Source organism: Parafilimonas sp. (assembly GCF_047606085.1).
Lineage (GTDB): Bacteria > Bacteroidota > Bacteroidia > Chitinophagales > Chitinophagaceae > Parafilimonas.
The window spans coordinates 1-23,627 of sequence record NZ_JASGEX010000220.1 but is presented as its reverse complement, the minus strand read 5'-3'; the positions used below and the strand labels follow the sequence as shown (position 1 = coordinate 23,627).

Below are 23,627 nucleotides of genomic sequence, written 5' to 3'. Positions count from 1 at the left end.
TTGCTTAATTAAACACCACCTCCTGCAACAGAAATAATAATGACAACGACAATAATTATTGCGTTGTTGAAGATGATGCTATTGATTATTCTGTTCAACATTATGTGATGATGTTAAGCAAATATATAACCGCCTTTCAATAATCCAAAGAACTTGTGCCGAAATTTTCCGGCTTATATTATGGTTGACTTTCTTAACTGCACATTTTCAACATTGATCCTTTCGTGGTCGTTCGACTTTACATAATCACTGATAAGATCGCCGATGGTGGATGTGAAATAAAAATTCACCGGTTCAATATCTTTTGATACAAACCCATTCTCCAACGTCCATTTCACGGCTTCACGCACCAATGCGGCTTCTGTTGATAAACCAAAATGTTCCAGCATCATGGCAGCAGATAAAATAGAGCCCAGAGGATTGGCAATATCTTTTCCGGCCGCCTGCGGATAGGAACCGTGTATGGGTTCAAACAAAACCGTTCCTGTTCCAGCAGATGCAGAAGGCAATAATCCAAGCGAACCGCTTAACACGCTGGCTTCATCGCTGATAATATCGCCAAACATGTTTTCCGTTAATACGATATCAAATTGCTTAGGGTTTAGCATTATCTGCATGGAAGCATTATCAACAAACATGTAATCCACTGCAACGTCAGGATATTGTTTTGAGATTTCCTGCACCACTTTTCTCCATAATCTTGATGTTTCCAGCACATTCGCTTTATCTACCAGCGTTAATTTTTTCCTGCGTTCCGGTTTTTGCGCATATTGAAAAGCAAGATGCGCAATGCGCTCTATCTCGGGGACAGTATAAACGCAATCGTCGCTCGCCTTTGTGCCATCTTCGCTTAATTCTTTCTTACCGAAATAAATACCGCCTGTTAGTTCACGGAAGATGATGAAGTCAACGTCTTCCAGCTTTTCTGCTTTCAATGGCGCCAAATGTTGCAGTGCCGGGTACGTATTTACCGGGCGGATATTAGCAAACAACTGTAATGATTTTCTTAGTTTAAGCAAGCCTTGCTCAGGACGAACCTTTGCTGTTGGGTCGTTATCGTATTTTGGATGGCCGATAGCGCCAAATAAAACGGCATCGCTGTTAAGGCAGCTTTCAATGGTTTCGTCAGGTAATGGGTTGCCCGTTTTATCTATGGCAACAGCGCCCATTAAATGATACGTATAATTAAATGTGTGATTGAATTGCGAAGCAATGGCATTCAATACTTTTACTGATTGCCTTGTTACTTCCGGGCCAATGCCGTCGCCTTCGATGACTGTAATTGTCCGAACCATGATTTTTAGGATTTATGGATTATTGGATTAATTATAAACTTTATAGTTGTTGTTTTAATTCTTTGTTTCATCATGTTATTTTTAATTTTCCTGCCAATCTTTTAATCCCACAAATCGTGGTTCATACTTTTGATTGATAAGCCTTTTGAATTGAAGGCTTGTGTTTCCAAAATTTATCAATAATCCAATTTCCATATTATATGCTTCTAAATAATTTTTCGCTTGCGCCAGATGTACATCTTCTAATTGTACAATTGCTTTTAATTCAACCATTATTTTTCCTTCAACAAAAAAATCAACTCTCCTTTCTCCAATTTCTTCATTCCGGTAATAAATCTTCATGTTATGCTCTCTTTCAAACAAAAGTCCGCCATACCGCATCTCGATTGCCAGTGCTCTCTGATAAATTACTTCCTGAAAGCCATTTCCAAGTGATGCATGCACTTTCATTGCAGCGCCAATAATCTTTTCCGTTATGTCTTTATATTTTAACTCTGGCATGCAACCGCAATTTCAGAGTTAAAATAAGTTACCGTCTCATGTTCATCTTTTAAAATTCTCCTGCCAATCCTATAATCCAACAAATCCAGGTTCAGACAATTATCAACACACTGTGGGATTTCATTTTCATAATGGCTTACATAGATCAATGTTTTATCTGACTGGCTGCATAAGTTATCAACCAGCGCTACAAAATCTTTCACCTGCTGCTCATCCAAACCCTGGCAAGGTTCATCCAGGATTAACAGCGGCGGATTTTTTACCAGAGCCCTTGCCAGCAAAGCCAAACGCTGCTGGCTTGTTGAAATAGTATGCAATTGTTGCTGTGCTTTTGCCTGGATGTTTAAGAACTGCAGCCATTCTTCAACAATGTTTTTTTGTTCTTCACTAAGCTTTTTATATACACCGATAGTATCAAAAAAACCTGATGCGATGGTGTTGTAAACTGAAATAGTTTTATCGTAATACCAATGCAGTTCAGGCGATACAAAACCTATCTTCTTTTTAATATCCCAGATGCTTTCGCCGCTGCCGCGTTTCTTATCAAATAAAAAAACCTTGTTGGAGTATGCCTGCGGATGGTCGCCGGTTATTAAGCTTATTAATGTTGATTTACCGGCGCCATTTACGCCCTTTAATAACCATCGTTCACCGCGGTTTATCTGCCAGTTTATATTGCTGATGATTTTCTTTTCACCATAAGCCACAGAAACATTTTCCAAACGAACAGCAACGTTAAATTCAGCATTGTTTTTTTGTAACGGAACTGTGCCGTTGAGTGGTGAGCAGTGAGCTATGAGCAGTGAGCTGTGAGCCCCTTCAATTTTTCCGAAATACTTCAGGCTGCCATTTTCCAGTGCTGCCACGTGCGTTATACATGATGGCGCATCTTCAACATCTGCAATAACAATGATGGTTGAGTTTTTTGCCTTTGCATCAATAGTATCCTTTAAAACCCTGCGGCTGTTAATATCCAGGCCAATAAAAGGTGTATCAAAGATAAAAACATCAGCCTCCTGTAAAAAAGCTTTTATAAGCTGAAAACGTTTATGCTCGCCGCTTGAAAGATGCAGCAGAGAATCATTCCGGCGATGATTTAACTGAAGCTGGTTCAGCAACGCATCAATTTTGTTCTTGTCAATCGAAATTTTAAGCAGTTCTTCACTAACTGTTAATGCATCATTGTTATCACTGCTGTTGTAACGTTGCTGGTAATAAAAGTCGCTGGTGTTGGAAAGTGTTTTGAAGAAGTAGTGTTGTTCAACAAAAATTATTTCAGACTTGCTGCTAAACTCAACAGCGCCTTTATAAAAAATTTTGCCGGCCAGCGCTTTAGCCAGCATTGTTTTGCCGCTGCCGGAAACACCGCTGATTAATAAATGTTGGCCTTCTTTCAATTCAAATGAAATATCGTTCAGAGCCCCATTCCTTAAAAGAGTGGATATGCTCCTCACAACTAAGCCCCCTTCCCCTAAAGAGGTGTTCTTAGCTTCGTTTATTATATGTGATTTTATGTTTTCCAATTTGTTTACGTTCTATAAATAACGCCCCCTGTCTGCCGCCAGGCAGGCTTTATGGCTGGGGATGTTCAAATACTTCTATTTCACTTTTCATGCTTAATAAATAATCAATATCATCATAACCATTCAGTAAGCATGTTTTTTTATAGTTGTTTATTTCAAAACTTTCCATCGGGTTTTCTGCAAACGGAAGTGTTGAAGTGTTGTTGCGTATGGTTATAGTTTGATCGGGCAGGTTTACTTCCAGTTCTGTGGTTTTATCAAACAAAACTGCAGTAAAAATCTTCTGCAAAAAATCTTCACTTACAACTACCGGCAGCAAAAAATTATTGAGCGCATTGTTCTTAAAAATATCGGCAAAGAAGCTGCTCACCACCACATCAAAACCATAGTCTTTAATAGCCCAGGCAGCATGCTCCCTTGATGAACCGCAACCAAAATTTTTTGCTGCTACCAATATCTTTCCTTTATATAAAGGCTCATTTAAAACAAAGTCTTTCTTAGGCTGGTTTTCATCATCGTTTTCAAAACGCCAGTCGCGGAAAAGGTTTTTACCAAAACCATCGCGGCTGGTTGCTTTTAAAAAACGTGCAGGAATTATCTGGTCGGTATCAACGTTTTCAATGTTCAGCGGAACTGCTGTTGACCTAATGATATTTATTTGTTTGCTCATCGTTTTATTTTTTACAAGTCGGAGACTTGGCGCATAATTGCTGCGAAGTCCGGAGACTTCGCAGAGCTATATTAAATCATGCAAATCCAGGTTCAGACTCTCACGGCCTTTATCCTTAACCTTTTATAATCTGCCCGCCATTTGCCATTTTCATAGTTGGTTTCTTTAAGAATGGCAACAGCATTATTAATAATTGTTTCAACTCTTTCTGTTGGGATGAGTTTGAAAAAAGCCTGGCAAAACTGAACAATCCAGTTCTTCATGCCATCTTCACCAACCAGTTCTGTAGGCCTGTCAAATTGAATGATGTTTAATACAGTGAAGCCCACTTTTTCCAGCATAGTTGCCTGCTCGCCGGCAGAAGAAAAATAGTTTACCTGTATGGTGGTATTCAACTCAAAACCTTCTTCATTTAACGCTTCTCTTATGGCTTCGTGAATACTTTCAATATTATGCTTTGCGCCCATTTCATACACAAATCGGCCACCGTCTTTCAGGCTATCATATACACATTGCAAAGCATTTTGCTGGTCTTTTATCCAATGAAAAGTTGCGTTGGAAAAAGCCGCATCAAATTTTTTAGCGAAATAAAAATTGCTGGCATCTTTTACAAGAAATTCAATATTGCTGTATGCCTGTTTTGCCTTTGCAATCATTTCCGGTGACGCATCAATGCCGGTAATAACAGCGCCGCTTTCTGCAATTTTATACGTTAATGTTCCGGTGCCGCAGCCAACATCTAAAATATGTTCGTTCTTTTTCGGCGCCAGCCAGCCCATTACATCTTCGCCGTATTTGGCAACGAAACTGTGTTTGTTATCATATAATACAGCATCCCATGCCCCGGCCCTAAAGGGAGTTATTCGAGCACCATCATTTAAATTATCAGTTATCATTCCAAATCTTTAAAAGGTTTTTGAAAAAACATCAGCTCGCCTAAAATTTCACGAACGTAACAACTCCCTTCAGGGCTGGGGCAGCATTTCTCTCACATCTGTTACTTCGCCTGTAATGGCTGCTGCCGCGGCAGTTAAAGGGCTTGCCAGGAATGTTCTTGCATTTGGCCCCTGCCTTCCCTCAAAATTTCTGTTTGAAGTGGAGATGCAATATTTGCCTGCAGGAATTTTATCTTCATTCATGCCCAGGCAGGCTGAACAACCCGGCTGGCGCAGCATGAAACCTGCTTCTTCAAAAATCGTATTAATGCCTTCTTCCAAAGCCTGTTGTTCAACCTGCTTGCTGCCGGGAACGATCCATACTTCCACATCTTTTGCTTTCTGTTTGCCTTTTACAAAACTGGCAACCATACGCAGGTCTTCAATGCGGGCATTGGTGCAACTGCCAATGAAAACATAATCTACCTTTTTACCTTTCATTGAAGCGCCGGGCTCAAGGCCCATGTAATGCAAAGATTTTTCGAAAGAAGGTTTGTCTTTTACATCAATCTCCGTTAAATCCGGCACATGGCCGGTAATGCCAATGCCCATGCCGGGATTAGTGCCGTAAGTGATCATCGGTTCTATATCTTCTGCCTTGATGTTTAGCTCGGTATCAAACTTTGCATCAGCATCGCTGTATAAAGTTTTCCAGTAAGCTAATGCCTTATTCCAATCTTCGCCCTGCGGGGCAAACCTGCGGCCTTTTACATAATTAAAAGTAGTTTCATCAGGGGCGATAATACCACAGCGGGCGCCCATTTCAATGCTCATATTACAGATGGTCATACGGGCTTCCATTGATAAGCTGCGGATAGCCGAACCTGCATATTCCACAGCATAGCCGGTAGCGCCGCTGGCAGATATCAAAGAGATGATATAAAGTATAATATCTTTTGAAACCACGCCTTTGTTCAAAGTGCCTTCCACATTTATGCGCATAAGTTTAGGCTTGCTCTGCATTAAGCATTGTGTTGCCAGCACCATTTCCACTTCACTCGTACCAATGCCAAATGCAATGGTGCCAAATGCGCCGTGCGTTGAAGTATGGCTATCGCCGCAAACGATGGTCATGCCGGGTTGGGTAATGCCAAGCTCAGGGCCGATAATGTGCACGATGCCCTGGTAAGGATGGCCAAGGCCGTATAATTCAATGCCGAATTTTGCGCAGTTCTCTTTCAGCTTCTCCACCTGCTTTCTTGATAATTCTTCGCGGATGGGCAAATGCTGGTTTAATGTTGGCACGTTGTGATCGGCTGTTGCCACTACCTGCTGCGGGCGAAAAACCGGCAGGCCGCGTTTTTCCAGTCCTGCAAAAGCCTGCGGGCTGGTTACTTCGTGAATAAAATGCTTATCAATATAAAATACGGAAGGGCCGCCTTCAATTTGTTTTACAACATGTTTTTCCCAGATTTTTTCGAATAAAGTACGCCCAATACCCCCATCCCCTAAAGGGGTGTTATTACTAACATTATTGTTTTCTGAAGCCATTATTATTTATAGTTGAATTATTTTATTTTGATGACATGGGCAGTGATTGATATATACCTAACAGATTATTGTACGGCTTAATCAAAAATTAAACTTCTATTTCAAGCCTTACCTGGAAGAATTATCCCTTTTTTTGCATTATCTTCTCTTAACTGCTCAAAAATCTTTTTATATTCTTCAGCGTCGCACCTTTTTTCAAATTCAGCCTGCGCTTCTTCTTTATACTTTTTAGACTCCATTATTATTTTATGCAGGTGCTGCCTCTTTTCTTCCGGCGTCATTGTTTGTATTGTTGCCATAAAAAATAATTTTAATCATCAAATTTACGAATGTGTTGCCGCAACGGTTTCTTCGCTTTGATACGCTTTCGCCAGTTCATGCAGGTCCTCATCTTTCACTTCCTTCTTCCTGTCAGCGACGACTAAGAACTGCTGGTACAGCACATCAATATCATTGCGGTTAAAGTTGTAACCAATTTTCTGGAAGCGATGCGCCAAAGCGCTCCTGCCGCTGCGTGCTGTAAGTACGATCCTGCTGCCACCGGCGCCTACTTCCTCCGGTCTGATGATTTCATACGTACTATTATCTTTTAAGAACCCATCCTGGTGAATGCCGCTTGAATGTGCAAACGCATTGCTGCCCACAATGGCTTTATTCGGCTGCACCGGCATACGCATGGTTTCGCTCACCAAACGGCTAAGCGGGTTCAGCTTTTCTGTTTTTATATCGGTATAAAAGCCAAGGTAAGCGTGCTGTTTCATTACCATTACCACTTCTTCCAGCGAAGTATTGCCGGCGCGTTCGCCCAAACCGTTGATCGTGCATTCAATCTGCCCGGCGCCATTCATTACGCCGGCAATGGAGTTGGCGGTGGCCAAACCCAGATCGTTGTGGCAATGACAGGAAAGCGTGGCTTTATCAACGTTGGGCACATTATTAATAAGGTAGGCAATCTTTTCGCCATATTGGTTTGGCAAACAATAACCGGTTGTGTCAGGGATATTTACCACCGTTGCACCGGCAGCAATAACGGCTTCTACAACCTTTGCAAGAAAACCGTTTTCGGTACGGCCTGCATCTTCTGCATAAAACTCCACATCATCCACCCATTTTTTTGCCCATTTAACTGCCTGTACGGCGCGCTGCACAATTTCCTCGCGGGTGGCATTGAATTTGGATTTGATATGTGAATCGGAAGTGCCAATGCCGGTATGTATGCGCGGACGCTTCGCATATTTCAGCGCTTCGCCGGCAGCATTGATATCTTTTTCAACAGCACGGCTAAGCCCGCAAACCGTGGCATGTTTAATAACCTTTGAAATTTCTTCCACCGAAGCAAAATCACCGGGGCTGGAGATAGGAAAACCCGCCTCAATTATATCAACACCCAAATCTTCAAGCGCGAGCGCAAGCTGTATTTTTTCTTTTGTATTGAGTTTACAACCGGGCACCTGTTCGCCATCCCTCAAAGTAGTGTCGAAAATGTTAATCTTTTTTGTTTGCATAGATTTTTTTTTGATTTTGCGGTGTACTGTTTTATGAACGATCGTTAGTTGTATAAACAGCAGGTAAAGTTAAAGATGTTACATTTCTCTTTAAAACGAATTTTAAGATGCTTTTACGGTTATAAATAAGCTGTAAATTTGCTGAAAGCCTTTACAGGTAAGTATTTGCGCTAATTTTATTTACGATGCCTAACAGGAGTACAGACGAATTGTTCCAGTTGATAAAATCACTTGATAAGTCAGAAAAAAGATTGTTTAAGCTGCATGTAAAGCGTATGTCGGGCACAGACGATCTTAAAATCCTTGCCTTGTTCGATGCGCTTGACATGATGGCGGAATATGATGAAGACAGGTTGCTGCGCAAAAATCCCTCCATCCATAAACAGCAGCTTTCTAACATGAAAGCATACCTGTACAAACAATTACTTTCCAGCCTTACCCATTCTTCACCCGACATAGAAACCATATTGAGCGAACAGCTAATGTATGCCAGGTTGCTGTATAACAAAGGGCTTTATATGCAATCGCTGAAAATACTGGAAAAGGTGAAAGCCGCCGCCAAAGCGCATAACCAGTCAACGCATCGCCTGCAGGCTTTAATTTTTGAAAAAAAGATCGAGGCGATGCATATAACGAGGAGCATGGCCGGCAAGGCTGAGGAGCTGGCAAAAGAATCGGATGAAGTAAATCAGCGGGTATCACGATTAAGCAAGCTGGCCAGTTTTGCACTGCAATTGTATAGCTGGTATATTCAGAACGGGCATGCAAGAGACGAAAAAGATGAGAAAGCGCTGCATGATTTCTTTTATGCGCATTTACCGGCCTGCCAGGTTTTTGATTTGGATTTTTACGAAAGGCTTTATTATTACCAGGCTTACACCTGGTACACTTTTATACTGCAGGATCTTTTAGGGTTTTACCGCTACTCGCAAAAATGGATTTCCCTGTTTGAGGAAAACAGGGAAATGAAGGACACGGAATCTATTCAATATGTGAAGGGACTGCACAATCTTTCAACAGCGCATTTTGTTTTATCGAATTATAAAAAGTTTGATGAGGTATTGCATTTGTTTGAATCGTTTGCTGCATCCAAAGCCGGGCAAAAAGATACAAACACCCAAATTCAAACCTTTATTTACCTGCAGATTGCCATGCTGAACAGGCATTTTATGCATGGCACGTTTACAAAAGGCCTTTCGCTGGTGCCTTATCTTGAAGAAAAGATGGAAGCATACAGGCTGCATATTGATACGCACCGTATCCTTATCTTTTATTATAAGATTGCCTGCCTGTATTTTGGAAGCGGCGATAACGAAAAGGCGATTGACTACCTCAACCTTATCATTAACCGCAGGCCGGATTTGAGGACTGACCTTCACTGTTATTCAAGGCTGCTCCACCTGATAGCACATTTTGAACTGGGCAATTATGATCTGGTGGAATATCTTATTAAATCGGTTTACAGGTTTATGGCAAAAATGAATAACCTGAATATGGTGGAGGAAGAGATATTTAAGTTTCTGCGGAAGTCTTTCAACTCAACGCCTTCAAAAATTATAGCTGAATTTGAACCGCTGAAAAATAAGCTGGAAGCGCTGAAAGGAAACCCGCTGGCTACGCGGTCATTTATGTATCTTGATATTATCGGCTGGCTGGAAAGCAAGATTGAGAACGTGCCGGTGCAGGATATAATACATACTAAATACCTTAAAGCCAAGAAGAACCGGCAGGCAGCAGATATGCTTAATTAAGGCTTATAATAAAGCTGCTGTTCTTTTGAATGCCTTTTTTGAAAATAACCTGCAGCTTCGGCCTTGCGCTCACAATGGCGTGGTTTTTCAGATCCAGCACTTCATGGCTTAAATTAAAAGTGTCAAAAGATTCCAGGTACGGAAATAACTTTTTTATATTTTCTATTTCCCTGTTTATTTTTTTCCTGTCAGCTTCATCTGTTTTAACTGTTATCAGTAATTCTCTTTCCATAAAATCAATCTTATAATTATTCAACGGCAAAGATGGTTCCGAATTATGCATCTTTACTAAAAAGATACGGGCAACGATCTTAATCCACAAAATGGGAAACAGAATTTACAAACCTGTAACAATAAATTCGGTGCGGCGGTTTAAGGACCGGCCTTCTTCTGTAGAATTATCGGCAACCGGCCTGGTTTCGCCGAAGCCTTTTGCAGTTAATCGTTTTGCATCAATGCCTTTGCTTATCAAATAATCGACTACGGCTTTTGACCGGTTTTGAGAAAGCAGAAGATTATCAGCATCGCTGCCTATATTATCCGTATAACCGTTTATCTGTATTCTGACAGATGGATTATCATTCATTAACTGAATGAGCTTTTTCAATTCAATCATGCTTACCGGTTCCAGCGTAAAAGATTTTGAACCGAACTGAATATTTTTTAAACGAACGGTTGCATTCAGTTCAACCGGTTCCAGCGCAATATCTTTTACATATACACTATCTGAAGGCTTATCGGCGAGGTTAAAAACATCGCTGTAAAATAAATAGCCTTTGCGGTTTACCGTGAAAGTGTAATTCTTGTTTACCGGCAGCGTAATAAAATAATAGCCCGTTTCATCCGTTTGCACATTGCTTAAAACCTGCTGGCTGCTGTCAATGCTCAGCTCAACCGAACAAGGCAGGCCTTTATCGGTTTTTGCATCGGTAACATAGCCTTTTATATACAAGGTTTTTACAGGGCTGACGTCAGGCCTTAGTTTAAATTTATACAAATCGAGCAAGCCTTTGGTGTCAGCGCGGTCGCTGGCGTAATAAGCCGTTAAACCATCGGAAGCAACAAATAAACTGCCTTCATTTTCTATGGTGTTGATGGGATAACCCAAATTTTCAGGCTTGCTCCATTGTTTATCACTTATTCTTCGCAACATATAAATATCCGTACCGCCATAACCGGGCAAACCATTGGAAGTATAATATAATGTTTGATTATCGGCATGAATGAACGGTGCAATTTCATCGCCAACCGTATTTACATCAGCGCCCATATTTACAGCAGGCTGCCATTTTCCATTAATGCGGTAACTTACATACAGATCTTTACCGCCATAACCGCCCGGCCTGTCGCTGCTGAAATACAATGCATTTTTATCCGGGCTTAACGAAGGCGAGCTCTCCCAAAACTCCGTATTAATATTCGCGCCGAGGTTTACCGGTTCGCTCCAGCCGGCTGGTGTATTGTATGACATATACAGGTCGAAATTGCCATAACCTTTTCCTGCAAAATTGCCTGCAAACAAAAGCCACTCGCCATCCTGCGAAATATTGATGGCGCCTTTGGATGGCTCAGCATTTATATCGCCTTTAATTACTTCGGCTTTGGAATAACCATCGGGTGTGAGCCTGCTTTCAATAAAATCTTCCTGTATGCCCTGGCCACGGCGGGTAAACACAAGAATGCTGTCATCAATGGTTATAGACGGATAATATTCAGGCCGAGGCGAGTTTACATTATCGCCCAGATTCACCGGCGCAAATTCATAATCGGCAGAAGGATGCAAAGCGGCATACTGTACTGCAAATTCATAACAACTTTTTCTGTACAAAGCGCTTTTCCTGCTCTTTTCATTCAGGTTGGGTATAGTAAGAAAGTTATTCACGGCGTTCAATGCTTCATTAAATTTTCCGGTGCCGGCAAGGTTGATGGAATAGGGCAGCAGATAAAATTTTGAATAAGCGCTGTCAATAGCAAACGCCTCCTGGTAATTAAGCATGCTGTTGTTATAATCTTTTAATTCACCATACACGCCAGCCAGCGATAAATAAGCATCCACAAATTTTGCATCGTATTCAATGGCTTTATTTAAAACAGGAATGGCATTTTTTACATCTATGTCGTTCTGTAAAATATCCATGGCTTTTGTGTAAGTGTCCATTGCCTGTTTATTAACCGCTTCAGGATTATAATGCTGTGCCTTTGCAATAATTGTTGTACAGCATAAACAAACCAACAGGTATTTCATTAAGTAAAGATGCAAACAAGTTGTTTAAATAAACTTCACTAAAAGTTAAAACTGCAAGCCTTAACTTTCGACATAGTTCTGTATTTTGAAGCGAAATTTGCATCCACATAATTATTAATCTCAAATAATGCGAAATTCAGTTTTTATGCAAAGGATTATGATGTTTATTTAACCGCCCATACACCTAAACACTGGCATTACAGCAAAAAGGATGATCGTTACCACAGGCTGGGCGATATTATTCTTACACCGCATTTGCCCAAAGCGTTTAATATCACTAAAAAAGAAATTACGCCTGGTAAGCATGGTTTCGACCCGGAAATTCAAGATATGCATGCAACATTTTTAGCGTGGGGGCCTGCATTTAAAACGGGGAAAAAGATCAATGCATTTGAAAACGTGCATGTGTATCCGCTTGTTGCTGAAATTTTAGGCCTTACGTATACTGAAAAGATTGACGGCAAATTATCTGTACTGAAAAAAACGCTTAAATAGTGCTTTATTAATTACTATTGTTATGTTAATTGGAAGTTGCCGTATTTTTAAGTGAATTATGAGTTGCCAATTACGGATGAATAATGTCATGCCTTATTCTGGATCCATCATTTACTACTTACAATCAGGATTAACTTAACATTAGAGCAACGTTACTAAATGATTGCTTTTATAAAATAAACGATTGCAATATGAACCGGAGAAAATTTGTACAACACTCATCGCTGGCTGCAGGCAGCCTGCTGATTATGCACGGCCTTTTTGCGGAAAACAAAGAAAAAGTGTATGGCTATAATAATATGTTATATACGCTTGACACACACTGGAGCCAGGCCGATGCATCAAAATACCCTGTGAATGATTGCCATGAAATGGTGCAGAATAAACGGGGGCGCATCATCCTGCTCACAAATGAAACAAGGAATAATATTTTAATGTATGACACAAGAGGGAAGCTGCTGGATGTATGGGGGCATGAATTTCCCGGGGGGCATGGGCTAACGCTGCATAATGAGAACGGTACGGAATACTTATACATTACCGATATTGTAAAGCACCAGGTGTATAAAGCCACAATGGATGGAAGAATTTTGCTGACGATTGATACACCGCTCGATGCCAACGGCATTTATAAAAAAGCGGAAGAGTTTGTGCCTACGGAAACCATTATTGACAGCAACGGGGATATTTTTATTGCCGATGGCTATGGTGCACAATATATTTTGCAGTACGATAACCAGGGCAGGCTGAAAAATTATTTTGGCGGCCGCGGTAATGGTGATGAACATTTTGACAATGCCCATGGCATTTGTTTTGATACAAGGATTGATGGTAATACTTTATTAATAACAGACAGAACACGCAACTGCTTTAAGCGTTTTTTAAAAAATGGCAAACTGCTGGAAGTGATAAAACTGCCCGGCGCCTGCGTGTGCAGGCCAGTGATCCAGGGCGATTATTTATACGCGGCTGTATTGCGTTCGCCAGACATGAATAAGGAAGGCTCAGGCTTTGTAACTATACTGGATAAGCACAATAGAGTAATAAGCAACATAGGGGGCAGCGAACCAATGTATGTTGATGGCATATTGCAGCCAATGAACCAGGCCGATAAAATTTTTGTGCATCCGCATGATGTATGCGTTGACCGCGACCATAATTTGTATGTGGCGCAATGGGCTTCGGGCAAAGTGTATCCCTATAAACTGAAGCGGGTATAACCGCAGCTTATAATTCGGCTGAGATCTTATCTGCAACCATTTTGCTCATAGATGTTATAGCAGCATCGTATTGATCAAGGTATTGAAAGGTCTTCTTTTTAAGCGACTGGAACATGCCTAATCTGATGCCTTTGTCGGTGTTTGAAATATCAACAATGCCTGATTTGTATTCTGAATTATCCTGGTTAAGTATTTTATAAGAAATTTCCATTTGGTTATCTTCAGGCTGCACGGTTAGTACCTCCCACGAAAAGGCATATACGATCACCCAAACAATATGACCTTTATCATCAATGGCAAAGCTGGTGGGTATCTTCCGTATATTTAATTCCAGCTTCCTGCCGTTAAGCTTCTGCTTCAACGCTTTATTTGAATAAGACAAAACCGTGGCAGTAAAATTGTTAATTGCTATCTGGGGATTGAGCCTGCAGGTGTTTTTATAATCATATTGCCAATAGAACAACAGGGGCAAAACATTGCTTGTTTTCTTTTCTGTTTCAGATAAGGCATCCCCCATGCCATTAACGCTGGAAGTAATTGTTATTATATCGCTCTTTTTCTTTGTTGGCGTTGCATCAACATAATTTTGAGCAACCCATTTATTAATTTTTTTCGGCCCAAGGCAGCCGGAAAAACATAATACGGAAACACATGCAAAGCAAGGCATCATTAAGTTTAAACGTATAACGGTTAGCATAATTTCGGTTTAGAATTCTTAAAGAAAGATCAGCATTAGGTTATTATTAATGCAATTATATGAAATTAAATTTATATCGTAAAACGTGAAAACTTCAGAACTGTTTATAAAACGGCAGCATAAAAATTTTTGAAATTTAAATAACTGTAGTGGCGCTCCTGGTTTCGCGGCCTGCGTGCACGTTTCAGGATTGGCGATTCACGTCAATATTTCTCCCACACACTCATCAGCATTTGCTCAATCGCTTTCCGTACAGCCTGGGCGCGGCCTGTATGGTTATTTACCAGCACAGAAAAAATAAGCAGCCTTCCGCTTTTGCATGTAAGATAACCGCTTAATGCCACCACACCGTTTATCGTGCCTGTTTTACCAAAAATGCGGTCGCCAATTTTAACGTATAAACCTTCAAGCGTGCCGGTATTGCCTTTGGGCAAAATATTATGTATGCGCTCCAGGCCAAATTCATTTTTCATCTTTATCAGCAACGTAATAAAATCTTCCGGCGTAAATAAATTATAATGGCTCAGGCCGCTGCCGTCAATCCAATCTGGTTTTTGAGGCAGGTCTTTATAATCCGTTTTTAATAAAGTATCAATAATGGCAGCGTCATTCATATAACCAAGCAATTCATTGCTCACCATCAGCAATGTTTGTTCGGCATAAAAATTATCGCTGCGATACATCATCGGCTTCAGCATGGAATCGAGCGGCTGCGAATGCAGTTTTTTATAGTTTGAATATGATGTTGGCAGAATATTATGTATCGTCCAGCTTTTATTGCCCAGAAGCTTTGCGGCAGTGCTAAGGCCATTGGTTATAAAAGGCACCTCGTCTGTCCAATTGCTGTTTTGCAAAGGGTATTCAATATTAAATGAATCAGCATTGATCATTCTTATAACGGAAGGACTTTTTAATTCTGTATTGAGTTTGTATGATGTACCGCCTGTAACATCAGGCGTTTGTACAAAATGGATTTGTTGCGTAATGCTGTCATACGTAAATATTGTATGCGCTACATTTCCATATATCGGCATGGGGCTGCGCTCGGCCATATAATAATATGGGTAATCGTCCCAGCTCCAGCCCAGGCCCCAGGCATTTTCTTTCCAAAAAGCATCCGAAACAGAAACAGGTTTCGCATTCGTTTTCAAAAAATCCAAAACAGGGTTAACGGTAAAATCCCTGTACAATAAGGTTGGATCGCCGGAAGGAAGCAGGAATAAACTATCGGGCGTTTCATAATACCTCAATCCAATAATACTGTCATCAAGGTGTTTTAATGCAGCATAGCAGCTAAACAGTTTGGTATTGCTTGCCGGCATAAAATAATGATCGCCCTGGTAATTATAAATATACCGGTTAGCTGAAGCATCGAAGATACATACGCCGGCATGCGCATTTTTGATGGCGGCGTTTTGTAAAAAGGTTTGCCCGTTGCCGGCGACTTTTTTTGAAGGCGAACAGGCTGTAAAAAAAATAAATAATGTGCAGCAGAAGAGGAGGCGATTTTTTGGCATGTGGCAAAATAAAAAATAACTGCCATGAAAATATTTTTTTAAGGCAGTACCATATTGTCTAACGCATGTTTAATAATTCTACATCGAAAACTAATGTAGCGTGTGGTGGTATAGCGCCACCGGCGCCCCTGGCGCCATAGCCTAATGCAGATGGAATAAATAATTTCCATTTGCTGCCTACCGGCATTAGCTGCAAAGCTTCCGTCCAGCCGGGTATTACCTGGTGCACGCCAAAACTGGCAGGCTGGCCGCGCTTGTAAGAACTGTCGAAAACTTTACCGTTTATAAGGCTGCCTTCATAATGCACCGTTACAACTGTGCATGGGCCGGGCTTATCACCCTTTCCTTTTGTAACAACTGTATATTGAAGGCCAGATGGTAATGTAACCACGCCTTCTTTCGCGGCGTTATCCTGCAGGAACTGCTCCTGTTCCCGGGTGTTTTTCTGTAGCATAGCTTTAAATTTTTCCTGTAGATTCATAATGGAATTATAAGCAAATGTAATCGGTTGGCAATATCACCATACGAAAATATGCTTTGTTTGTTTTGAGTGGAATATCCAAATTTTATTGCGCTTAAGCAATTCAGAAACTTAACCTGAAAAGGCCCAAAGAAGCATCAGGAATAAGCCGGTGAACATACAATTTATCTTTTAATTCCCTCCAAATCATTGCTTGCAACTCTTATTTCGTCAATTTATTTTGCCGTTTATCATCAAATTATATATTGAGCGGTTTTTAAATTAGTTGAATATCAATACTTTAATAAAATAAAGAATACTATTTATTCCAAGTTACTTAAAATAAAATAGTATTATGTTTTGCATAGTACTTAAAAATGCCGTTATCTTTGTGATGTCAATAAATTAAAAACAATAAAAACAAATTATATGCGAAACGAATTCATCAGCCTGTTTGCAGCGCTAAACGCCACAGAACTTGAAAGCTTAATCGGGGAAACAAGAGAAACCATTACTGCAGATGCACCGGTTCAGAATAAAAAGCCTGTTTTTACTGCGGCCAACCTCTGGAGCATCCATAATATGAAGCGTACAAGAACTTCAAGAAGATTTATGTAATCAAATTAACCAACCACGTAAAACAAATTATATGCGAAACAAATTCATCAGCCAGTTTGCCGAATTAAACGCTATGGAGCTGGAAACTTCAATCAGGGCAGCAAGGGAAACCGTTACTGTTGAAGGATATACTGAAAATGCCAGGCCGGTATTTACTGCGGCTAACCTGTGGAATATTCATAATAAAAGAAGGATGAGGATTACAGGGAGAATGTTTGTGGCATAGTTATTAAAGCAGGCAGTAAACAAACGGCGCAGTAAACAGTACCGCGCCGTTTTATTTTTTAAAATGATTATATTAAAGGCAAACTTCTTCAGGAAGATACCTGGCAATGAGCTCCTCGTAATAAGGCCTTAATTCTGAAACCACTGGCGGTTTTGGGCTTTTTGAATACAGGTCATAAGGATTAAATTTTCGTACCCAGTCAAACATTTTCCGGTCGTGGTCATTCAGCAAATGGTTGTATGCATTTTCGCGGTGCTGGGAATAGAAAGAATGATAACGGATCATGTATAAAGACGGTTCTGGCATATAATCTTTTACAACCTGGTATAAATATTCATCGTGACCCCAGCTCATGTGCACATTATCCAGGCCGCAGCCATGTTCATAAACGCCGTACCTGGTGTTATAACGCTCATCTTTGCTGTCGGGATTAGCATTAAAAAATTCAGGATAAACAATTTTATCAGAGTGTGCACAACCCACCGGGAACGTGTCGCCAACCACAGCCCATTGCGGCTCGCCAAACAGGCAAAGCACCTTGCCCATGTCGTGAATAAATCCGGTTAGTATAAACCAGTCGGGATGGCCGTCTGCCCTTATGGCTTCTGCTGTTTGCAGCAAATGCTGCAACTGGTCAAGCTCAATATCAGGGTCTGAATCATCAACCAGTGTATTTAAAAATTCCATGGCTTCCCATACTTTCAGCCTCTTACGGTTGAACTGCAAAAAATCCTTTCGCTTTTCCATCACAAAATCATACGTCTGGTAGGTATGGTTCAGGCGGTAAAACTCCCGCACGGTATCCCTGCCGGGATTATCGTAATTGCGAAATTCTTCTTTTGCCTTTGCCGGCGCATCAGTTTGGGGATAACGTTCAAGCACATCATCCTCCCATTGTTCTATGCTGTGCAATGGGTTAATTTCTTCTTTTGTGAAAGTGGCAGCATTCATTATTTGATGTTTTTAGTTGCATAAAAATAGCTTTTTTTAAAAAATGCCCTGATGATTAATGGGTGTATTTCAATTTTTCGCTCCATATACACCTTTCCGTTCGGTGAGACACCGACCAGTTGCGGCAAATAAAAAGCCGCATCTCATTCATAAAATGCGGCCAATGATTGTATGCCTGAATACCGTGTATTAATTCACCGGCGTCATTACCAGGCAAACCGGTTTCTGCACATCTATCTTCACATTCGTGTCCTGCAGCAGGCCAAAGTTTTTATTGATGACGAATATCTGGATGGTATTGTTGTTCTGGCTGGCAACCAATAAAAACCGCCCGGAAGGATCCACCATCATACCGCGCGGATTTGCATTTACAGGTTGTTTGCCATTTTCGAGCAAACTGCCATCTGTTTGTACCTTAAATAAAGCCACATCGTTGGCTGCAAGGCGGTTGGATGTGTAGAGGAATTTTCCATTAGGCGTAATAACGATTTCGCCGCTGCCACGTTCGTTCTTATCGCCGGCAGTTGTGGAAACAATGGTTTGCTTTGGCGTGAACCTGCCATCCGCATAGCTGAATACAATCACATTGCCTGCTAATTCGTTTATTAAATAAGCGGTTTTGCCATCCGGGCTGAATGTTATATGCCTGGGGCCGGTGCCATCATCCACCGTAATATACCCGGGATCATTTGCCGGCGTAAGCACATTCTTTTCCTCACTGCCATTAAAATTGTATTGATATATCCTGTCTGTGCCAAGATCGGGACAAAAAACAAATTTCTGATCAGGAGAGAAAATAACCTGGTGCGGGTGCGGCATTTCCTGGCGGGTAACATTTACGCCATATCCTTCGTGCGCCACCAGCTGCACATACGGTTTAAGCGAACCATCATCATTTGTTTTAAACACTGTTATATTACCGCCGGCATAATTGGCTGTAATTACATTTTTGCCTGATTCATCCACCGTTACATAACAGGGCGCATAACCAGCAGTAGGTTGCTTATTTAAAAAAGTAAGCTGCCCGGTTTTTTTATCAAAGGAAAAAGCACTCAGTTCACCGGGTTTATCGCCTCCATTCTCGTTTACTGCATATACAAATCTGGCGTCTTTTGTAACGCATAGCCATGAAGGGTTTTGCACGCCGCTTGTTTTGCTCACCAGCGTTGCCTCACCTTTGTTCGGGTTAAATTTATAAACGTAAATACCATCGTTTGCACCGCCATCCGTATAAGTGCCCACAAATAAATACTGGATTGGGTTTTGCGCTTTTACATTCATCATGGCAAATGCAGCAATTAGTATTAACAACAACTTTTTCATATAATAACTATAAATTTTTAATGATTGTAAATGTAAAAGAAGATCAGAAAATTGAGTTGTTAATTTAGAAGAATGCGTTATAAGACTGGCTCAGTCTAAAAAGACTGAGCCAGTCTCTTCCCTTAAATATTATTCCACACAAAGTTGGCAAATGTTTCCAGCGATGGATCTCTGGCGCCCATCAGCAGCACTATGCAGTCATCAGTTAAATGCGATTGAATGGCAGCAGGAAAATCATTTCTGTGTTCAATAAAGAATGCATTTTTATGTAAAATTTTTATACCATTAATTAAGTCATTGGCTGAAATATCTTTTACTGCAGCGCCGCCTGCATAAAAAATCTCACTCATCCATATCTCATCCTGTGGCCGCAGGGCAGCAGCAATTTCTTTTACATAATCTGCCCGTAAAAATTTCGTGGGTGCATAGCCATGCGGCTGAAACCAGGCAATTAATTTTTCTGCCACCGGCTGGCAGGCTTTAATGCTGGCAGCGCACTTGGTGGGGTTATGCGCATAATCATCCACCAGCCACACACCACGCTTATGGCCTATAACCTGGTGGCGGCGATAAATGCCTTCATAACGCTGCAATGCCCCAGCACAAACATTTAATTCAACACCCGCTATGTTAGCGGCTGCAATAGCTGCCAATGCATTTTCTGCATTATGCTTTCCAATCGCATGCAGGCTGAATGATGTTTGATGAAGATCAAAATTTATTTCAAAACCCTGCTGCTGAAAATTTATTGCGGTATAACCGGCCTTCATCTTTTCATCCGCAGAAAAATCATATTCAATGTTTTGAGACAGTTCTGCCGCAAGCCTGTTATTCTGATTAACAATAAATGTTTCGCTGTTATTTTTAAACTGTGTAAAAAGCTTTACCAGTTCAGGATAATCTTTATGGTCTTTATCAATATTCAGCAATATGCCAATGGATGGATGATACTGCACAATGCTGCCATCGCTTTCATCTGCTTCTATAATAAGCCATTCGCCATGGCCGGCTTTTGCATTGCCTATGCTGCCCTGCTTTATCAGCCGTGTTAAACCTGCGCCGCTTATAAGGCCCGGCTGCAGGCCTGCATATTCCAGTATTTCAAACAGCATGGCCACCGTTGTGCTTTTGCCGGATGTACCGCCTACGGCAATTGTTCTTTTTGTTTTGGTGATTAAAGCCAGCAGTTCGCTGCGCCTGATAACAGGAATATGTAATTCCCTTGCTTTTTGCAGTTCCGGAACGGTATCTTCAACGGCTGCTGAAACAATTACAAGCTCAACATTGCTGTTAATACCTTCCCCATTTTGAAGAAAACAGGTAATGCCTTCGGCTTCTAATTTGCTTTTTGTTTCATTAAATTCTCCCGGCTTAAAAAAGCGGTCGCTGCCGCTTACATTTTTATTGACTGCCTTTAAATACTGTGCCAAAGCGCTCATGCCTGTGCCTGCAATGCCTATAAAGAAAATGTTTTGAAAATCGTTTATGGAAGTGATCATAATTTATTTAAGCGCGGCAATATAACAACATTAGGTATGATTACTGCTGATAAGTATGACTGCAATAAGATACAGCTATTATGATGACAGAGAGATAAAAACCTTGCTGCCGCTAATTAAGTGAAGGATCGTTAAACGTGTCGCCCTGGCTTATATCGCCTGTTTGATAGCCTTTTTTAAACCAATACATTCTTTGCTGTGATGTGCCATGCGTGAAAGCGTCGGGCACCACACGGCCCTGCGCTGCTTTTTGCAAACGGTCGTCGCCCACGGCACTGGCTGCGCTTAAAGCTTCTTCTATATCTCCCCGCTCAAGATAAGACTGATTATAATGGGCCCAAACGCCTGCAAGAAAATCGGCCTGTAATTCAAGCTTCACACTTAGCTTATTATAACCTGTTTCGCTTAAACGCTGCCGCATGGCATCAACTTTATCAGTAATGCCCAGCAGGTGCTGAACGTGATGGCCTAATTCATGCGCCAAAACGTAAGCCATGGCAAAATCGCCTTTTTCTGCGCCGAAGCGATTGGTTAATTCATTAAAAAAAGAAAGGTCAATATATACTTTCTGGTCGGCAGGGCAATAAAAAGGCCCGGTTGCCGAACTGGCCATACCGCAACCGGCCTGTGTTTGGCCTGTAAATAAAACAAGCGTTGGGTCAGTATATTGCCTGCCCATTTTATTGAATTGATCCGCCCACACTTCATTGGCAGAAGTTAACACCACATCCATGTATTGTTTTAGTGTGTCATTAGGATCATCCGGATCCTGGTAGCCGCTTTGTGTTTGCTGGGCAGTGTCCTGCTGGGTTATCTGGCTTGGGTCTCCGCCCAAAAAATAAACTATGGCAGCTATAATTAAACCGCCAATCCCGCCAAAAGCTAAAGTGCCACCCGACATGCCGCGACGGTCTTCTATATTGCCGCTTTCGCGGCGGCCTCTCCATTGCATAGAAAAAATTTTTTAAATGAAGTTATTTGAAAATTGGTAAATATTAAATGTTGCAGAATTTTTCAGGGCATTGTTATTCTTGTAAATAATCATTGTATGAATAAAATTTCTCAATTATAAAATGTGCATGCCGGGATGCAGCGACATATAAACCTGCGTTACTTTAATGCCACTTTTGTGCACGATAATGCCTGTGCATATTTGCTGCGCATCTGCGGTTGCAATTTCGAATGCAATACCTTGCCGCTGCGCATCGTATATATCAACTTTTCTTCCGTCATCTGTATAGGCAGCAACCTTTTTCAAGCCGGGAAACTGTTGCTGTATATCATTCAAAGAAGTATAAACATGCAACCCGCCAGCTGTTTCGAAAAAAGATGATGTGCTGCGAATCTGCTGCACTGTTTTGGCAAGCATAGCTGTGTCTTTATATGCGGTATAAACATTGAGCTGTGTTTTATTGTTATGCTCATCGGGCTTTTTGCCATACCAGGTAAGCCAGGCCTTACCCATTGCGGCATCACTCATATCCGGGTTTCCAAACGCTTCAAGCCTGCTGTTATCCATGCCTATTTCAATATTGCCCAAACTTTTGCCCGGAATGATTAATTTATTGGCAGATATTTCGTTTTTAACAGTGTCATTATTCATTTTATTGTTTAATGCGGCGCTATCTCTTTCATTTGGTATATTATTCGCTTCACCGGGAGTGCCGGTTGCCTGTTCTTCTGCATGGTTTTGCCGGTTACATGCACCTGAAAAAACCAATGCGGTTATAAATAAAAGATATTTCATATAGACAGAAAATATATTGTTTTATTCAAACATCATTCCCAATTCAATTAATGCCTGTGCCATGTTTGAAAATCTGGTGCAGTCTTGCGCGAAGCCCCGCCTGGTGTTATTCAAAGAAAAAACGCAGGGAAGCCAGTAAACTGATGATGAGCCATTGGCTTGCCGGGTTTGTACAGGGTTAAAAACAATTGTTACTCGTAACGGAATAATATTTTTTTAAAGGCTTCGGCCGCCCTGTGCACTTGCACTGTCCAGCTTTCTGCCGCTGCTCCATCGGCTCCATCAGAAATGTATTTTAAGCAGAGAAAAGGTATTTTTTCTTTCATGGCAATTAAAGCGAGTGGATAGGCTTCCATATCTATCACATTGTAATGGGTGTTTGAATGATTGACTTCGAAATTATCGCCAGAGCCGCAAATGCCCTGAGGCAGTCCTTCTATGTCCATTCCATAATTCAATAAAGGGGGGATGCCGGCGAGCGGTGTTTCGTATTGTGCAAAACCCAAGGCCTGAACATCCATATCACGCTGGATAAATTGTGTGCAGCAAACAACTTCGCCCGTAGGAAAAACATTGCTGCCCGCAGAACCAAGATTAATGATAAGCGAAGGTTTATTTGTATAAATGGCCCTGGTTAGTTCATAGGCAGCGGCGGCCTTTCCAATACCGCAGATAAGCTTGTTTACATGCTCAAATTCTTCCGCTGCTTCTGAAGCCAATGCGAAAACGAATAAGGTTTTTGTATCTGTGAGTTGCAGGTCTTTAAACGAAATTTTGCCGGATAATATCATGCTGCAAACATAAAATGATTTGATGTGTGCAGCATGATATTAACTATTACTTAGGATAGGCGACATTTGGTTCATTAAAAAAGGCTTTCACAAGTGTTATTTTTCTTTGAATTTCTTTCATGGTGTCTTCTACAGTTTCTCTGAATGTTTTTTTAGTGGGTGTGTGC

Annotated in this window: 24 protein-coding genes; 5 read left to right on the top strand and 19 right to left on the bottom strand. The window is 41.1% G+C overall.

Annotated features, from left to right (window positions below):
* Positions 1 to 173: 173 nt before the first annotated feature.
* From leuB to QM629_RS19440, 8 genes are all read right to left on the bottom strand, one after another.
* Positions 174 to 1,295, bottom strand: a complete 1,122-nt coding sequence (leuB, locus tag QM629_RS19475; RefSeq protein WP_415161578.1) for a 3-isopropylmalate dehydrogenase — start codon at positions 1,293 to 1,295, stop codon at positions 174 to 176.
* 81 nt (positions 1,296 to 1,376) lie between these two features.
* Complete coding sequence (locus tag QM629_RS19470; RefSeq protein ID WP_415161577.1) at positions 1,377 to 1,796, bottom strand: GxxExxY protein; 420 nt, start codon at positions 1,794 to 1,796, stop codon at positions 1,377 to 1,379.
* A complete protein-coding gene (locus tag QM629_RS19465; RefSeq protein WP_415161604.1) occupies positions 1,784 to 3,250 on the bottom strand; it encodes an ATP-binding cassette domain-containing protein in 1,467 nt (488 codons plus the stop codon). The genes QM629_RS19470 and QM629_RS19465 overlap by 13 nt, the downstream gene beginning before the upstream one ends.
* Positions 3,251 to 3,368: 118 nt before the next feature.
* On the bottom strand, positions 3,369 to 3,989 hold the full coding sequence (gene leuD, locus QM629_RS19460) for a 3-isopropylmalate dehydratase small subunit (protein ID WP_415161576.1): 621 nt from the start codon (positions 3,987 to 3,989) through the stop codon (positions 3,369 to 3,371).
* Between the two features lie 92 nt (positions 3,990 to 4,081).
* Positions 4,082 to 4,885, bottom strand: coding sequence for a class I SAM-dependent methyltransferase (locus QM629_RS19455; RefSeq protein ID WP_415161575.1), 804 nt, complete (start codon positions 4,883 to 4,885; stop codon positions 4,082 to 4,084).
* A gap of 69 nt (positions 4,886 to 4,954) precedes the next feature.
* Positions 4,955 to 6,361: a 3-isopropylmalate dehydratase large subunit gene (gene leuC / locus QM629_RS19450; protein WP_415161603.1), complete on the bottom strand. Its 1,407-nt coding sequence runs from the start codon at positions 6,359 to 6,361 to the stop codon at positions 4,955 to 4,957.
* Positions 6,362 to 6,516: 155 nt separating this feature from the next.
* Positions 6,517 to 6,714: a hypothetical protein gene (locus QM629_RS19445; protein ID WP_415161574.1), complete on the bottom strand. Its 198-nt coding sequence runs from the start codon at positions 6,712 to 6,714 to the stop codon at positions 6,517 to 6,519.
* A 24-nt stretch (positions 6,715 to 6,738) separates the two neighbouring features.
* Entirely contained in the window at positions 6,739 to 7,920 is a 1,182-nt protein-coding gene (locus QM629_RS19440; protein WP_415161573.1) for a 2-isopropylmalate synthase, read from the bottom strand.
* Between the two features lie 185 nt (positions 7,921 to 8,105).
* Between QM629_RS19440 and QM629_RS19435 the strand changes: the two genes are divergently transcribed.
* The gene (locus QM629_RS19435) at positions 8,106 to 9,671 is read left to right on the top strand and encodes a hypothetical protein (protein ID WP_415161572.1); all 1,566 of its coding nucleotides are present in this window, start codon (positions 8,106 to 8,108) and stop codon (positions 9,669 to 9,671) included.
* Here QM629_RS19435 and QM629_RS19430 read toward each other — a convergent pair.
* Entirely contained in the window at positions 9,664 to 9,903 is a 240-nt protein-coding gene (locus QM629_RS19430) for a hypothetical protein (RefSeq protein WP_415161571.1), read from the bottom strand. The genes QM629_RS19435 and QM629_RS19430 overlap by 8 nt on opposite strands.
* Positions 9,904 to 10,008: 105 nt before the next feature.
* The gene (locus QM629_RS19425) at positions 10,009 to 11,916 is read right to left on the bottom strand and encodes an OmpA family protein (protein ID WP_415161570.1); all 1,908 of its coding nucleotides are present in this window, start codon (positions 11,914 to 11,916) and stop codon (positions 10,009 to 10,011) included.
* Positions 11,917 to 12,246: 330 nt separating this feature from the next.
* On the opposite strand from QM629_RS19425, the gene QM629_RS19420 reads away from it, so the two are divergent.
* A complete protein-coding gene (locus tag QM629_RS19420) occupies positions 12,247 to 12,411 on the top strand; it encodes a hypothetical protein (protein WP_415161569.1) in 165 nt (54 codons plus the stop codon).
* Positions 12,412 to 12,602: 191 nt separating this feature from the next.
* On the top strand, positions 12,603 to 13,631 hold the full coding sequence (locus QM629_RS19415; protein ID WP_415161568.1) for a 6-bladed beta-propeller: 1,029 nt from the start codon (positions 12,603 to 12,605) through the stop codon (positions 13,629 to 13,631).
* A gap of 7 nt (positions 13,632 to 13,638) precedes the next feature.
* Here the strand turns inward: QM629_RS19415 and QM629_RS19410 are convergent, their stop codons facing one another.
* From QM629_RS19410 to QM629_RS19400, 3 genes are all read right to left on the bottom strand, one after another.
* On the bottom strand, positions 13,639 to 14,328 hold the full coding sequence (locus QM629_RS19410; protein WP_415161567.1) for a hypothetical protein: 690 nt from the start codon (positions 14,326 to 14,328) through the stop codon (positions 13,639 to 13,641).
* Between the two features lie 203 nt (positions 14,329 to 14,531).
* On the bottom strand, positions 14,532 to 15,845 hold the full coding sequence (locus QM629_RS19405) for a D-alanyl-D-alanine carboxypeptidase/D-alanyl-D-alanine-endopeptidase (RefSeq protein WP_415161566.1): 1,314 nt from the start codon (positions 15,843 to 15,845) through the stop codon (positions 14,532 to 14,534).
* 58 nt (positions 15,846 to 15,903) lie between these two features.
* Positions 15,904 to 16,326 carry an FKBP-type peptidyl-prolyl cis-trans isomerase gene (locus tag QM629_RS19400; protein ID WP_415161565.1) on the bottom strand — a complete coding sequence of 141 codons (423 nt, stop codon included), beginning with the start codon at positions 16,324 to 16,326 and terminating at the stop codon, positions 15,904 to 15,906.
* A gap of 408 nt (positions 16,327 to 16,734) precedes the next feature.
* Between QM629_RS19400 and QM629_RS19395 the strand changes: the two genes are divergently transcribed.
* Both QM629_RS19395 and QM629_RS19390 read left to right on the top strand, forming a co-directional pair.
* Complete coding sequence (locus tag QM629_RS19395) at positions 16,735 to 16,923, top strand: hypothetical protein (protein ID WP_415161564.1); 189 nt, start codon at positions 16,735 to 16,737, stop codon at positions 16,921 to 16,923.
* Between the two features lie 31 nt (positions 16,924 to 16,954).
* Positions 16,955 to 17,149 carry a hypothetical protein gene (locus QM629_RS19390; RefSeq protein ID WP_415161563.1) on the top strand — a complete coding sequence of 65 codons (195 nt, stop codon included), beginning with the start codon at positions 16,955 to 16,957 and terminating at the stop codon, positions 17,147 to 17,149.
* Between the two features lie 72 nt (positions 17,150 to 17,221).
* Here QM629_RS19390 and QM629_RS19385 read toward each other — a convergent pair whose 3' ends face one another.
* The 6 genes from QM629_RS19385 to QM629_RS19360 all read right to left on the bottom strand — a co-directional run bounded on the left by QM629_RS19385 (position 17,222) and on the right by QM629_RS19360 (position 23,460).
* The gene (locus QM629_RS19385) at positions 17,222 to 18,100 is read right to left on the bottom strand and encodes an inositol oxygenase family protein (RefSeq protein WP_415161562.1); all 879 of its coding nucleotides are present in this window, start codon (positions 18,098 to 18,100) and stop codon (positions 17,222 to 17,224) included.
* A gap of 189 nt (positions 18,101 to 18,289) precedes the next feature.
* The gene (locus QM629_RS19380; protein WP_415161561.1) at positions 18,290 to 19,423 is read right to left on the bottom strand and encodes a lactonase family protein; all 1,134 of its coding nucleotides are present in this window, start codon (positions 19,421 to 19,423) and stop codon (positions 18,290 to 18,292) included.
* Between the two features lie 122 nt (positions 19,424 to 19,545).
* The gene (locus tag QM629_RS19375) at positions 19,546 to 20,922 is read right to left on the bottom strand and encodes a Mur ligase family protein (RefSeq protein WP_415161560.1); all 1,377 of its coding nucleotides are present in this window, start codon (positions 20,920 to 20,922) and stop codon (positions 19,546 to 19,548) included.
* A gap of 112 nt (positions 20,923 to 21,034) precedes the next feature.
* The gene (locus tag QM629_RS19370) at positions 21,035 to 21,874 is read right to left on the bottom strand and encodes a neutral zinc metallopeptidase (protein WP_415161559.1); all 840 of its coding nucleotides are present in this window, start codon (positions 21,872 to 21,874) and stop codon (positions 21,035 to 21,037) included.
* A 114-nt stretch (positions 21,875 to 21,988) separates the two neighbouring features.
* Entirely contained in the window at positions 21,989 to 22,669 is a 681-nt protein-coding gene (locus tag QM629_RS19365) for a hypothetical protein (protein ID WP_415161558.1), read from the bottom strand.
* A 191-nt stretch (positions 22,670 to 22,860) separates the two neighbouring features.
* Positions 22,861 to 23,460, bottom strand: a complete 600-nt coding sequence (locus tag QM629_RS19360) for a hypothetical protein (RefSeq protein ID WP_415161557.1) — start codon at positions 23,458 to 23,460, stop codon at positions 22,861 to 22,863.
* Positions 23,461 to 23,627: the final 167 nt, after the last annotated feature.